Below are 13,290 nucleotides of genomic sequence, written 5' to 3'. Positions count from 1 at the left end.
ACCAGCACCTTCTATGACGAAAAGGCTTACTTGCAGGCTTTGACGCGGCGTGGATCGACGTTGGTAGAAGCGCCGATGGAGGTCGTCACAGGTTGACGGACAGGCTCAGGGCGTGAGGGGGCAAGAAAATCAAAAGCCAGATCACAATCAAAAGCGAGGCGGCCTGACAGCCGACCTGATTGCTGGTCTGTCCGCATACCCCCTTGTAGGAGCGAGCATGCTCGCGAAAAACCTGAGAGCACCGCGGGCTACCAGGTGCCCCGCGTTATCGTTAACGACCATCGCGACGGTGCGACGATTCGACATGCTCGCTCCTACAGGGGATCCAGGTGCACCCCTTACAGTCAGGTCGGCTTTAAGGCCGCCTCGCTTTGCTGTTGATCGCGGGCGCCCCGTTAACCACGATGGCCGAACGCAGGCATTGCGCAGTGGGGATACCGGCAGGACGCCGGTTTAGCCGCGCTGGGCCAGGGATGGCCCAGCGCGGCGACCCACGGAGCAATGCCTTCGATACGGCATGCCGAGCCTAAGCGAGGCGCCGAGTGGTGGGGCAAAGCCTTTTGCTTCCTTTTTGGCGTTTGAAAAAGGGAGTCGCTGTAAAAGCGAAACCATAAGCCGCCGTGACCGCAGCAATGGATATGTACTCAGACAACAATCTCCCACAGGCCCACCGGGCAAAAAAAAACGGCGACTGCTGGTACAGTCGCCGTGAAAAACCAGTGTCATCGACACCGGTCGAGAACACCACCGCAGCTAGGAGCCAACTGCAGTGCGGTCCTCTGCCAGAAAACGATTTACGTCGCCAGTCATAGGCCCCAGTGCAGCAACAACAGCACCAGCACGACGAGGAACACCGTCTCCCCCACCATCAGCAGGATCGGCTTGATGCCCACCGCCGCCAGCTCCTTGAGCTGGGTCTTCATGCCCAGGGCACTGATGGACACCACCAGGCACCAGCGCGACAGCTCATTGATCGAACCCTGCACCGCCGGGGCTATCCACCCGGTGCTGTTGATGCACGCCAGAATCAGGAAACCGACAGCGAACCATGGCAGCAACGGTGGCCGCTTGCCGGTCGGATCGGCGCCCTGCATGCGCGTGATCATCGCGGCGGTGACGATCACCGGCAGCAGCATGGCGACGCGCATCAGCTTGACCACCGTCGCCGTGTCACCGGTCTCGGTGGACATGCTGTAGCCAGCACCGACCACCTGCGCCACATCGTGGATGGTCGCTCCAAGAAACACCCCGGCCACTTGCGGCGACAGTTGCAGCCAATTGGCGATCATCGGGTAGACGATCATCGCCAACGTCGACAGCGCCGAGACTCCGATCACCGTAAACAGGGTCGCGCGTTCTTTCTGCGGGTGATTAGGCAGCGCTGCGGCCAGCGCCAACGCGGCCGATGCACCACAGATCGCAGTAGCCCCACCCGTGAGCATGCCGAACAAACGCTGAAAGCCCAGCGCCTTGGCCGCGATTACCGACACACCGATGGTCACCACCACCAGGATCACCACCAGGACCACCGGCTTCCAGCCCAGCGCCGCCATCTGTTCGAGGGTGATGCGCATACCCAGCAGCGCCACGCCGATTCGCAACACGGTGCGTGCGGTGAACTCGATGCCAGCCTTGCAGGCGCCGTCACCGGCGAGGAAATTCAGGGCCATGCCCAGCAGCAAGGCAAACAGCATGACGGGCGCACCGTAGTGCTCGGACAAGAACGACGCGGCGGCAGCCACGATCAGACTGACGATGAAGCCCGGGGCCAGTTCGCGCGTGCGACTATGGATACGGGTAAGAGCGATGGCGCTCATGGCGCGGACTCCTCAGGAACGATGACGATGAACGCCTGGCCGTCGATGATCTCGACCGGGTAGTTGTTGACTTTGACCTGCCTGGAATTGAGCAGGTAGCCGCTGTGCAAATCGAAGCGCAAACCGTGGGCGCAACATTGGATCACCCGCCCCTCGAGACGCCCGCCACACAGCGAGGCGCCCTGGTGCGGGCAACTGTCGTCGATGGCGAACAACTGTCCGTCGACGTTGAACAACGCCAGGCTTTTGTCCTCGAACTCGAACAGCGCCCGGCCACCGGCCTGCGGATGTTTGCCGGCAGGTACGGGAATGCGCCGGGTCATGCCGGCTGCCGCTCGTGCTCAGGTTCCTTGAGCGCTTCGTGCATGGCTCCGAGCAGCGCCTGGGCAGGTTGTGCGCCAATCACCGTTATGCGCCGGTCGAACTGGAAGCTCGGCACGCCACTGGTCGCACCGGGTGACCCTGCAAATGGCGTGGCATCGCCTTTCAGGCAATCGAGCAGTGCGTCGCTATCGACGCCGCAGGAGCGGGCAATGGCGAGCAAGGTCTCGCGACACCCGAGATTTTCGCGTTTGCGGAAATAAGCGGCGAACAGCCGCTCGAGCAACATTTCACGCTGGGCTGCATTGCCCAGCGCGCTGGCCCGCTCGAACAGACGATGGGCGTCGGCGGTGTTGGGCATCGTCTCGATCTGGCTCAGGTCGATGTTCAGTCCAACCGCCGCGGCAGCCCGTTGTACCTGGGCCTGACGCATGGTCATCGCGTCGGCATTGCCCAGGCGCTTGCGGTAGAAATCGGCGAAGGGCTCACCTTCTACCGGCAACTGCGGCAGCAACTGCACGCCATGCCACACCGTGTTGATCTGCACATCCGGATGACGATTGCGAAACTGTACCTGCGCGTGCTCCAACTGGCGCTTGCCGATCAGGCACCAGGGGCAGATAAAATCGAAAAACACATCAATCTGTAGACGACGACTCACAACTTCACCTCTAACCCGGCGTGACTGACGGGATCAGGCACGCTCTGCCCCTGAAGGCGGGCAATATCTTTGTGGTAATGACACTTGGCGTAGAAGAACACCGCCGCTGCCGCGAGGCTGACCAGCGGTACCAATTGAAACGCGGCATGCAGGCCGATGAGGTCCGACACCTTTCCGGTGATGAACGGTCCTGGCGCCAGTCCCAGCATGTTGTTGGCCAATGTCAGCGTGGCGAAGGCCGTGCCGTGGACCGAGTAATGGGTCAAGTTGGCAACCATCGCGCCAGCGGGGCCAGTGGTACCGGTGGCAATCAGCATGCCCAGGCAAATCAGTGCCAGCTGCAACGGCCCGGCCGATAGCGCAAACGCCGCCGACAGCAACAGGCAACTGCCCAGGCAAAACGCGATGGCCAGGCTGACCTTGCGTTCCGGCGAGTTGCGACACAGGCGATCGCTGAGCATGCCGCACAGGATCATCCCGGTACCACTGCACAGCACGATGATTGCGGCCATGCCACCAGCCTTGTCCGTGGGCATGTCGTAGTAGCGATTGAGGTAACTGGGAATCCACACCATTACCGTGCCACCGACGAACAGCTGCAAGCCGCTGCCGATGTAGGTAGCCACCACCGAACGACTGGACCACAGCGTACGCAGCGGACGCTTGGCCGCGGCTACCTTGTTCGCCAACTGGGCTGCACGCTTGGGCGCAATGCGTGCTTCCTTGACGATGATCGGGTACAGGATTGCCAGCAGCAAACCAAACAGTGCCATGCCAGCGAACGACCAGCGCCAGCCAAGCTTGGCGGCGATTGCACCGCCCAACGCCATGCCCAACACCGAGCCAAACATCCCGCCCGCCATGAAGGCGCTGGCCAGGGTGGCCCGCATGTGTTTCGGAAACACCGAAATCACCACCGCGATGCCGACACTGCCGTAGGCTGCTTCGCCGACGCCGACCATGAACCGCGCGATGAACATTTGCTGATAGTCCTGCGCCAACGCGCAACCCAGCGTGGCCAGGCTCCACAGCATCGCCATCAGCGCCAGGCTCTTGACCCGGCCAAAGCGGTCAGCCATCAGCGACAGCGGAAACGTCAGCAGGCCCACCATCAGCGCGACAATGCCACTGAGCAGGCCAAGCTGCCCGTCGCTCAAGGCCCATTCGCCCTTGAGCAGCGGGAACACCGCGTTCAGCACCTGGCGTGACATGTAGTCGGAAATCAACAGGCCGAACGTCAGTGCGAAGACAATCCAGGCATATTTACGCGCAACGTTGACGCAACCAGCGTCGTCATCGTCGGCGATTGGGTGAAAGGCCATGCAGCCTCCTCAAAGCTTTTATTTATTTTTGTTATCAAGCGTTTTGCAGTGCGCACGAGAGGTCACGGCCTCTCGTGCGCACCACGGGGTCAGCCGCGTTGCGGCACACCTTTTTGCCCGGCCTTGCGGTTGGGCGACATACCATTGGCAAGCAGGGTCTGCTCGATGCTGTCGTACTTCACACCGATGCGATAAATCTCGCGGGCTTCTTTGCCCGTGGCGATTTCGCGACCCAGTTCGTGGGCAATGCGCACGGTTTGCTGGATTTGCGCAACCGAGCCGAAACGCTCGCCCTTGTGATCAATGATAGTGTCTTCGTTGCCAACGCGCGGGTGCAGGCCCATGGACATCGCCATGGTGTTGAACGGCAGCACGTTCTTGAGCAGCGATTCGGAGGTCAGGGTGCAGCCGTCCGGGACACGGTGGATGAAGTTGAAGAAGTTGAACGGGTTCGGACCGTCGAAACCACCGCCGATGCCGATCCAGGTCAGGTTCATCGGACCCTTGTAGATGCCCTTGCGTACCAGGCGCTCCAGGGTTTCGTAGGCATGAATGCCGGTCAGCTGGAAGTGCGGCTGGATGTCGTTGTCCATCAGGCGCTTGAGGTGCTCGGCGACCCAGGCCGGACCGGCGGGCACGGTCATTTCGCTGTAGGCAGCCTGGACCAGCGGGTTGGCCAGGGAAGTGCCTTCCAGGTATTCCGGGTACAGCAGCTCCATGATGTTCATCTGGGTGGTGTTGATCGCCACCGTGACCTGGTCCGGTTTTGGCGTCAGCTCGGCCAACATGTGGCGCGTATCGTCGGACAACCACTTGGCCGCTTCGCCATCACTTTCCGGGGCGAAGGAAATCGAGCCACCCACCTGGATGATCATGTCCGGCACGGCTTCGCGCACACCGGCGATCAGCTCGTTGAACTTCGACAGGCGCTTGGAGCCCTTGCCGTCCAGTTCACGTACATGCAGGTGCAGGACCGTGGCGCCGGCTTCATAGCAATCGACCGCTTTCTGGACTTGCTCGTCCATGGTCAACGGGATGTCTTCGGGGAAGTCTTCCGGCATCCATTCCGGGCCGTACGGGGCCACGGTGATGACCACTTTTTCCATGTTTTCGGGGTGCAGGGAATCGTCGAAAAATTGCATGGGTTACTCCAGTTCTTATGATTGTCCCGCCCACCCGGATGCGTGCCGGGCAGGCGTGTTTACGAGTGCGTATGCAGTAAGGGTCGATCAGTACGTCTTGTCGCCGATGATCCCGGCGCGCTCCATCTTGCGATGGCACGGCGGGTAATCCATGACGGCGTAGTGCTGGGTACTGCGGTTGTCCCAGATGGCGATGCTGTTGGGCTTCCAGCGCCAGCGCACCTGATACTCAGGGATATACGCCTGGCTGATCAGGTAGCGCAGCAACTCGCTCGCGCCGGGGTTGGCGTCCTGGCCGAAGCGCACCCGTTCAGGGGTGTGGTAGTTGCTCAAGTGGGTGGTGAAGGCGTTGACGAACAGCACTTTCTCGCCGGTTTCCGGGTGCGTACGCACCACCGGATGCTCGGCGTCCGGGTACATCGCCTTGAGCGCCAGGCGCTTCTCGATCGGCATCGCCGCGCCGAAGCTCGCTTCGATACTGTGGCGTGCGCGCAAGTCGGCAATCTTCAGCTTCACGTCTTCAGGCAGACGCGCGTAGGCTTCGACCATGTTGGCCCACATGGTATCGCCGCCCACCGGTGGACATTCCACGCAGCGCAACACGCAACCCATCGGCGGCGCATCGCGCCAGGTCGCATCGGTGTGCCAGGCGTTTTCGTAGCGGTCCATCGGCTGGTCCGGGTTCTTGTAGATGCGTACCAGCCCCGGGTGCTCCGGATCGCTGCCGGCCACCGGATGGTCTTCCAGTTCGCCGAAGCGCCGGGCGAAGGCCACGTGTTCGGCGCGAGTGATGTCCTGGTCGCGCAGGAACACCACCCGATGCTTGAGCAACTGGGCACGAATCTCGGCAAACAGACCGTCGTCATGCACCGCGTCGGCGAGGTTCACGCCGATCAGTTCGGCGCCGATGCTGTAGGTCAATTGTTCGACTTTCATGGCTGGCCGCTCCTTAAATGACGAAAATCGACGAACCGGTTGTCTTGCGCGACTCAAGGTCACGATGCGCTTGTACCGCATCCTGCAAGGCGTAGTGCTGGTTGATCTCGATCTTGATGCGGCCACTGCCGACGTGATCGAACAACTCACCGGCCAGGGCGGCTTTTTCGGCCGGGTCGCTGATGTAGTTGGCCAGGGCCGGACGGGTCAGGTACAGCGAACCTTTCATCGCCAGCATCACCGGGTCGAACGCCGGGATCGGCCCGGATGCAGTCCCCACGCAGACCATCAGGCCACGGGGTTTCAACGAATCCAGCGAACCCATGAAGGTGTTCTTGCCAACACTGTCGAACACCACATTGACGCCCACACCGTCGGTCAATTCGCGAACGCGTGCGGCGACGTCTTCATGGCTGTAATTGATCGTATGGTCGCAACCGTGAGCCCGGGCAATTTCGGCCTTTTGCTCGGTCGACACCGTGCCGATCACGTTCAGCCCGAGCAACTTGGCCCACTGCGAAACGATCAGGCCGACACCGCCAGCGGCGGCGTGCAGCAGAATGCTGTCACCTTCCTTGAAGTCGTAGATGCGGCGCATCAGGTACGAAGACGTCAGGCCGCGCATGGTCATCGCCGCCGCCGTTTCGAAGCTGATGGTTTCCGGCAGCTTGATCAGCGGCGCGGCCGCGATCAGCCGCTCGGTGCTGTAGGCGCCAAGGGTGTTAAGGAAACCGGTATAGGTGACGCGGTCCCCCACCTGGACGTTGGTCACGCCTTCGCCGATGGCCTGGACCACACCGGACGCCTCGACCCCCATGCCGTTGGGCATCGGGATTGGGTAGGTGCCATTGCGAAAGTAGGTGTCGGCATAGTTCAGGCCGACCGCCACATGACGCAGTCGAACCTGGCCTGGACCGGGATCGCCGACTTCGACATCCTCGTAGCGAAGGACTTCGGGACCACCGGTTTCGTAGAAGCGTACGGCCTTGGCCATTTTTCTTATTCTCCAGTCTGCAATATTGGCTGCTGCGTCGATTTGCGCTGATTGGACTGTAGGATGCTGCCTGGTGAGCCGCTTCTCATCAGACGACAATGGCTTTTCATTTCATGACAAGGTGCGCCGAGCTGTAAAAGTCGGTGGATGACTTATGCCGTGCCGCTCGCTAACCTGCATGCCACGGTGCCAGAGCGCGCTGAAGCCAACCCACTCACTCCGTCCAGACGAGCGCTTCATGAAATCCCCCGCAGGTCTGTTGCTGTCGGCCATCGAACTGGACCGTGCCAGTGCCATCCCCTTGTACCGCCAACTGTATTTGCAGATTCGCAAACAGATCCTCGGTGGCCGGATCCAAGGGGGCGTGCGCCTGCCGTCGACTCGCACCTTGAGCAAGGAACTGGCGTTGTCGCGGATCACCATCCTCAATGCCTTCGATCAGCTGATCGCCGAAGGTTTCCTGGCCTCGCGCACCGGCGCCGGCACCTACGTCGGCACCGAGTGGGAGCACCGCACGACGCTCGACGATGGGCAGGCACGCCAGCCCCCGCGCCTGTCCGACTTGAGCCAGTCGATGCTGTCGCTGCGTAGCGATCATTTTCGCGGGGTGTCCTATGCCGACTGGGACCCAGCCACCCCGACCTCCTTCCTGCCCAGCCACAGCACCTACGACGCCTTCCCGCAGGCGATCTGGCGGCGCCTGATGAACCGTCACCTGCTCAAGCCGAGCAAGGCCATGCTTGGTTACGGCGAACTGCAAGGGTTGCAGGCGTTGCGCTCGGCCATTGCCGAGTACGTCTTCGACGCCCGGGGCATCGACTGTGACGCCGGCCAAGTGGTGATCGTTTCCGGTGCACAGCAAGCGTTCAACCTGCTGGGCATGTTGCTGCTCAATCCGCAGGACCGCGTGTGGATGGAAGACCCGGGGCACATTGCGGCGCGCATCGCCTTGCAGGCCCAAGGCGCGCAGGTGGTGCCACTGCCTGTCGATGACCAGGGGATCGATGTCGAGCAAGGCCTGGCCCAATGCCCTGATGCGCGCCTGGTGTTCACCACGCCCTCGCGCCAACATCCCCTGGGCGTGACCCTCAGTTATGCACGACGCCAGGCATTGATCGATTGGGCCGCACGCCAGCAGAGCTGGATCATCGAGGATGATTGCGACAGCGAATTGCGCTACAGCGGCCGGCTCCTTCCGGCGCTCTATGCCATGGACCAGATGGCCCGGGTGATCTATGTCGGGACGTTCAGCAAAGTGCTGTTTCCATCGCTGCGACTGGGCTACGTGATATTGCCCCAGGCCCTGGTGGAACCCTTCTGCACCCTGCGCGCGGTCATGGATCGCAGCCCGCCTACGCTGCTGCAGGCGACGACGGCGGACTTCATGGGCGAAGGCCATTTCCTGGGATACATCCGCCGCCTGCGTGCGCTGTACCAGGCGCGCCAGCAAGCCCTGGTCGAGCAGCTGCAACAACAGCTCGGCGGCTTCTTGCGCATCACCCCGGTGGACGCCGGCATGCACCTGATCGCCTGGCTGCCCCCCGCGCTCGATGACGACGCCATTGCCAGGCAACTGGCGCAATACAACATCCACACCTATGCCCTGAGCGACTATTGCATCGAGCACGTCCTGCCGCCGGCCCTGCTGATCGGTTTTGCCGGCACCCCCGAACACCAGGCCCGGGAGCGCGTCGAGGCGCTGGCCCGGGCCCTGGACGCGATGGGGTGCCTGACGCAGGCCACTTGAGCACAACAAGTGGTCTTATCAATTAACTGATAATGGATCTATCGAGAGTTCCTGGCTGGCGCGATAAAGGCTGCGCCGCAAGACCCGGTGTCTGAACCAGGAACGACTCGAATGAACAATAAGATCCAGGAACGATTCAACGCTTTGCTTTGCCACAACGTGGTCGAGGAAGACACGGCGCCCGTGCTGACTGACGCACTGGCCCGGCAATTGCTCGAACGACTGGCGCAACTGCGCCTGTTTGCCCACGCCTATCCGCTGCTGACCAACCTCACCCAGGGTCGCGTCACCCCCGCCGACCTGCTCGACTTCGCCTATCGCCACGAGTTGCAAGGCCTGAGCCTGCACTTGCTCGATGGCGAGGCCAACAGCCTGAGCCAGATGACGCCCGCACAACTGCAGGTGTTCGCCGACAAGGCCCGAGCCCTGGGACTGGACGTGCATCTGGAAATCAGCAGCACCCTGAAAACAGATGTCGACCAGGTGATCGCCATCGCCCGCGCCCTGGGCGTGCGCAATATCCGCGTCTACTCGCGCTACGAGGGAACGCTGTCGCGGGTCATGGACCTGATCGAAACCGATCTGCGCTACTTGGCGCAGCAGGCGGATGAGCACGACCTGTACTTCGACTTCGAACAGCATGAAGAGCTCAAGAGCAACGAGATCGCGCAACTGCTCAACCGCCTCAACCACCCTCGCCTGCATGCCCTGTTTGACTTCGGCAACATGATCAATGCCTGCGAACAACCCCTGCAGGCGCTGCGCAACCTGGCGCCGCACATCCGTCAGGCGCACCTCAAGGGCGTACGCGTGGTTCCCGAACAAAACGGCTTCGGGCATTACGGCGTACTGCAAGGCAGCACCGAAGACGACCTGCCCAGCGCCCGCCTGCTGTTCGAGCTGTTGATGCTGGGCGACACGACCCCGCAGGTGATCGCCTTCATCCTCGAACAGGAAAACCACTACGTGGCGCCGGCGTTCCGCCAGACCGCTGAGGCGGCCGACCCCTTCATCGCCTATCGGGAAATGAGTGAAACACCCCTGCCCGCCGGCTTCTCGCTGGAGCGAATGCTGGCCGACGAGCACCGCTGGGCGAACAACCAGGTGGCCTATGTGCGCGGTGTGCTGGCCGAGTTACGCACCCTGGCCGAGCTGACCCTGGCCTGACCCTGGCAAAAAATGCCCCAAGCCTGAACCCGACGCTACGAACCGATTACACCCGGAGAACAATAATGACAACTCAAAACAAGGCCAAATGGCTCAGATTCCTGATACTCATCCTCGGTGGCGGCACCATCTACAAACTGGCCAACCTCAAGGACGCTTTCTATGTGCCCATGCAGCAATTCATGGGCTTGAGCCACACTGAAATCGGCCTGTTGCTGAGCGCCAACGCGATCATCGCCACTGCGCTATTCGTGGTCGGCGGCCTGCTCGCCGATCGCTACGACACGCGCAAACTGATCCCCCTCGGCCTGATCGGCACCGGTAGCCTTGGGTTGTACCTGACAACGTTTCCCCCCTTCAACAACCTGTTGATCGTATTCAGCCTGCTGGCGGTGTGTGCCGACTGCCTCTTCTGGCCCTCGTTGCTCAAGGCCATCCGCAACCTGGGGGATGATCAGGAGCAGGGTCGCCTGTTCGGCCTGCTGGAAGGTGGACGTGGTGTCGTCGATACCCTGGTGGCCTTCTGCGCGCTGGGCGTGTTCGTCGCCATGGGTTCGGGCGAAGCCGGCCTGAAATCGGCGATCCTGTTCTACTCGGTGATCGACATCCTCGCCGGGACCCTGACCTGGTTCCTGCTCAAGAGCGGTGGAACACAAACGACCGCCAAGCCCGGCAACGGCCTGGCCAACCTGTTCGAAGCCATCAAGGTGCCGGGTATCTGGCTGGTCAGCCTCAATGTGTTCATGGTCTACATCGTTTACTGCGGCCTGACCTATTTCATTCCCTACCTCAAGGAAATGTACGGCCTGCCCGTGGCACTGGTGGGCGCCTACGGCATCATCAACCAGTACTTCCTGAAGATCCTCGGTGGCCCTGCCGGCGGTTTCATCGCCGACAAACAGTTCAAGAGCACCAGCCGCTACCTGAAGTGGGCATTCCTCGCGCTGCTGCCGCTGATGGGCATCATCCTGCTGATTCCGAAGAACCCGAGCTTCATCTATGCCGGCATGGCTGCCACGCTGTCCTTCGCGCTGATCGTGTTCTCCATGCGCGGCGTGTTCTGGGCGCCGATGGGTGAAGTCGGCATTCCCCAGCACATCACCGGCTCGGCCTTCGGCATCGGCTGCCTGATCGGCTATGCACCGGGCATGTTCGCCTACGTGATCTACGGCGCGATCCTCGACCACTTCCCTGGCGAGCAAGGCTATACCTATGTATTCAGCCTGATGAGCGGGTTGGCGATCATTGGCTTCATGGTGTCCAGCCTGCTGTATCAGTCGGTGCGCAAGAAGTCCATGGTCAGTGGTGAGGTAAGCGCAGCGCAGGCTTGATCCGACGCTGTGTATCACTGTGTATCTGGACAACGGCGGGATACAGGTGCTTGCACCGGTCCCGCTCTTCGACACAGGCCAGATACGTCATCGCGCTCAAATGCAGGCAGGGTTTGAAGGGGATCGGCTGGGTCCCCTGGCCAGCGGTTTGCAAGGGAGAGATCACGATGAAAATGGCACAGCAGAACGACAACACCGGTAAACCCCGCCGCAGTCTGATCAGCGCTTCAATCCTCGCGCTGAGTCTGTTCGGCGTTCTGGGAGCCGCTCACGGACAAACCTCCGCGACCGCGCAGCCTGGCGCGACAGCGGCTGGCACCACGCAAACCGCCACTTCGGCGTTCGGTCAACTCAAGCATGTCAACGCCGGCCTGCTGAACGTGGCGTATGCCGAAACGGGCCCGGCCGATGGCCCGGTGGTCATTCTGCTGCACGGTTGGCCCTACGACATCCACAGCTATGACGCGGTCGCGCCCTTGTTGGCGGCCAAGGGTTATCGCGTGTTGATGCCCTACGCGCGAGGCTACGGCGACACGCATTTCCTCTCCGAAAAAACCCTGCGCAACGGCCAGCCGGCCGCGTTGGCCAGCGACGTCATCGACTTCATGGACGCCCTGAAGATCAAGCAAGCCGTGCTCGGTGGCTATGATTGGGGTGCGCGCTCGGCCGACATCGTTTCGGCGCTGTGGCCAGAACGGGTCAAGGCACTGGTCTCGGTCAGTGGCTACCTGATCGGTAACCAGGCCGCCGGCAAGAACCCGCTGCCGCCCAAGGCCGAGCTGCAGTGGTGGTACCAGTTCTACTTCGCCACAGACCGCGGCCGCGCCGGGTACGAGAAAAACACCCATGACTTCGCCAAGTTGATCTGGCAAACGGCCTCGCCAAAATGGGCCTTCGATGACGCTACCTTCGACCGCAGCGCCAAGGCCCTGGAAAACCCCGACCATGTCGACATCACCGTGTTCAACTACCGCTGGCGCCTGGGCCTGGTCCAGGGCGAGAGCCGCTACGAAGCGTTGGAACAGAAACTGGCCACCGCGCCTTCCATCAGCGTGCCGACCATCACCCTGGAAGGCGATGCCAACGGCGCGCCGCACCCCGCCCCTGAGGATTACGCCAAGCGCTTTACCGGCAAGTACGAATTCCGCCTGATCAGCGGCGGCATCGGCCACAACTTGCCACAGGAAGATCCGCAGGCGTTCGCCAAGGCGGTGATTGATGCGGATCATCTTTGAGGCCCCTGCGATAGGGGGCTGACAGCCGAGCAATCGCTCGCGGCTATACCCGTTCTACTGTAGGAGCCCGGCTTGCCGGCGAAGGCGTCCTGGCGGCCAATGGGGTTTGTGACTGAGTACATATCCGTTCCTGCGGTAACGGCCACCTAGGGTTTCGGTTTTACTGTAGGAGCCAGGCTTGCCGGCGAAGGCGTCCTGGCAGACGGCGATTGTCTTTCAGGTGTACATATCCGTTGCTGCGGTAACGACCACCTATGGTTTCGCTTTTACAGCGAGTCACTTGGAAGTGCCCCAAGTAACCAAGGGCTCTTGCCCCTGGCGTTCGGTGCCTCGCTAATGCTCGGCATACCCTCGCTCCGGTCCTGCTCCGTGGGTCGCCGCGATGGGCCATCCTTGGCCCAGCGCGGCTAAACCGGCATCCTTGCCGGTTTACCCACTGCGCAGAACCTCCATTCGGCCTCTCGATATAGGTTGTCCGTTCCTTTCCTCCTCCATACTTCGGTGTCTGGAAGTCAGTTTTGATCAGGGAAGGAACATGCACCTGTGGGCTACGAATATGCCTCTCAAGCACGTGATGATTACCCCCTCACTTTCGAGCCCCCAGGTGCGCTTGCGCC

The 13,290-nt window shown here is 61.6% G+C and carries 11 protein-coding genes; 4 read left to right on the top strand and 7 right to left on the bottom strand.

Going from position 1 to position 13,290, the window contains the following annotated elements; all coding sequences use genetic code 11:
* Window positions 1-806: 806 nt before the first annotated feature.
* The 7 genes from CGA21_RS29490 to CGA21_RS29460 all read right to left on the bottom strand — a co-directional run bounded on the left by CGA21_RS29490 (window position 807) and on the right by CGA21_RS29460 (window position 7,193).
* A complete protein-coding gene (locus tag CGA21_RS29490) occupies window positions 807-1,817 on the bottom strand; it encodes a YeiH family protein (RefSeq protein WP_110755297.1) in 1,011 nt (336 codons plus the stop codon).
* Window positions 1,814-2,140, bottom strand: a complete 327-nt coding sequence (locus tag CGA21_RS29485; RefSeq protein ID WP_008066685.1) for a Rieske (2Fe-2S) protein — start codon at window positions 2,138-2,140, stop codon at window positions 1,814-1,816. The genes CGA21_RS29490 and CGA21_RS29485 overlap by 4 nt, the downstream gene beginning before the upstream one ends.
* Window positions 2,137-2,799 carry a DsbA family protein gene (locus CGA21_RS29480; protein WP_110755298.1) on the bottom strand — a complete coding sequence of 221 codons (663 nt, stop codon included), beginning with the start codon at window positions 2,797-2,799 and terminating at the stop codon, window positions 2,137-2,139. The genes CGA21_RS29485 and CGA21_RS29480 overlap by 4 nt, the downstream gene beginning before the upstream one ends.
* Window positions 2,796-4,121 (bottom strand): MFS transporter, encoded by a 1,326-nt coding sequence (locus CGA21_RS29475; protein ID WP_188265670.1) that lies wholly within the window; start codon window positions 4,119-4,121, stop codon window positions 2,796-2,798. Before CGA21_RS29475 ends, CGA21_RS29480 begins: the two co-directional genes overlap by 4 nt.
* An 89-nt stretch (window positions 4,122-4,210) precedes the next feature.
* Window positions 4,211-5,263, bottom strand: a complete 1,053-nt coding sequence (locus tag CGA21_RS29470; protein WP_110755300.1) for a 3-keto-5-aminohexanoate cleavage protein — start codon at window positions 5,261-5,263, stop codon at window positions 4,211-4,213.
* 87 nt (window positions 5,264-5,350) lie between these two features.
* The gene (locus CGA21_RS29465) at window positions 5,351-6,199 is read right to left on the bottom strand and encodes a TauD/TfdA dioxygenase family protein (protein ID WP_110755301.1); all 849 of its coding nucleotides are present in this window, start codon (window positions 6,197-6,199) and stop codon (window positions 5,351-5,353) included.
* A 13-nt stretch (window positions 6,200-6,212) separates the two neighbouring features.
* Window positions 6,213-7,193: a quinone oxidoreductase family protein gene (locus CGA21_RS29460; protein WP_020798544.1), complete on the bottom strand. Its 981-nt coding sequence runs from the start codon at window positions 7,191-7,193 to the stop codon at window positions 6,213-6,215.
* Between the two features lie 238 nt (window positions 7,194-7,431).
* Here CGA21_RS29460 and CGA21_RS29455 point away from each other — a divergent pair, with 238 nt between their 5' ends.
* The 4 genes from CGA21_RS29455 to CGA21_RS29440 all read left to right on the top strand — a co-directional run bounded on the left by CGA21_RS29455 (window position 7,432) and on the right by CGA21_RS29440 (window position 12,673).
* The gene (locus tag CGA21_RS29455) at window positions 7,432-8,940 is read left to right on the top strand and encodes a PLP-dependent aminotransferase family protein (RefSeq protein ID WP_188265669.1); all 1,509 of its coding nucleotides are present in this window, start codon (window positions 7,432-7,434) and stop codon (window positions 8,938-8,940) included.
* Window positions 8,941-9,051: 111 nt separating this feature from the next.
* Entirely contained in the window at window positions 9,052-10,107 is a 1,056-nt protein-coding gene (locus tag CGA21_RS29450; protein ID WP_188265668.1) for a sugar phosphate isomerase/epimerase family protein, read from the top strand.
* Window positions 10,108-10,172: 65 nt separating this feature from the next.
* The gene (locus tag CGA21_RS29445) at window positions 10,173-11,438 is read left to right on the top strand and encodes an MFS transporter (protein WP_110755304.1); all 1,266 of its coding nucleotides are present in this window, start codon (window positions 10,173-10,175) and stop codon (window positions 11,436-11,438) included.
* 167 nt (window positions 11,439-11,605) lie between these two features.
* Complete coding sequence (locus CGA21_RS29440) at window positions 11,606-12,673, top strand: alpha/beta fold hydrolase (RefSeq protein ID WP_188265667.1); 1,068 nt, start codon at window positions 11,606-11,608, stop codon at window positions 12,671-12,673.
* Window positions 12,674-13,290: the final 617 nt, after the last annotated feature.

This window comes from Pseudomonas sp. PSB11 (assembly GCF_014596605.1).
In the GTDB taxonomy this organism is placed as follows: domain Bacteria; phylum Pseudomonadota; class Gammaproteobacteria; order Pseudomonadales; family Pseudomonadaceae; genus Aquipseudomonas; species Aquipseudomonas umsongensis.
The sequence above is the reverse complement of the archived record's forward strand: the minus strand, read 5'-3'. Positions and strand labels throughout refer to the sequence as shown.

Bases quoted from the DNA above. Each gene is read 5' to 3' on its own strand.
- CGA21_RS29460 (WP_020798544.1), bottom strand. From the start codon at position 7,193: ATGGCCAAGGCCGTACGCTTCTACGAAACCGGTGGTCCCGAAGTCCTT.
- CGA21_RS29475 (WP_188265670.1), bottom strand. From the start codon at position 4,121: ATGGCCTTTCACCCAATCGCCGACGATGACGACGCTGGTTGCGTCAAC.
- CGA21_RS29470 (WP_110755300.1), bottom strand. From the start codon at position 5,263: ATGCAATTTTTCGACGATTCCCTGCACCCCGAAAACATGGAAAAAGTG.
- CGA21_RS29485 (WP_008066685.1), bottom strand. From the start codon at position 2,140: ATGACCCGGCGCATTCCCGTACCTGCCGGCAAACATCCGCAGGCCGGT.
- CGA21_RS29465 (WP_110755301.1), bottom strand. From the start codon at position 6,199: ATGAAAGTCGAACAATTGACCTACAGCATCGGCGCCGAACTGATCGGC.
- CGA21_RS29440 (WP_188265667.1), top strand. From the start codon at position 11,606: ATGAAAATGGCACAGCAGAACGACAACACCGGTAAACCCCGCCGCAGT.
- CGA21_RS29445 (WP_110755304.1), top strand. From the start codon at position 10,173: ATGACAACTCAAAACAAGGCCAAATGGCTCAGATTCCTGATACTCATC.
- CGA21_RS29450 (WP_188265668.1), top strand. From the start codon at position 9,052: ATGAACAATAAGATCCAGGAACGATTCAACGCTTTGCTTTGCCACAAC.
- CGA21_RS29490 (WP_110755297.1), bottom strand. From the start codon at position 1,817: ATGAGCGCCATCGCTCTTACCCGTATCCATAGTCGCACGCGCGAACTG.
- CGA21_RS29455 (WP_188265669.1), top strand. From the start codon at position 7,432: ATGAAATCCCCCGCAGGTCTGTTGCTGTCGGCCATCGAACTGGACCGT.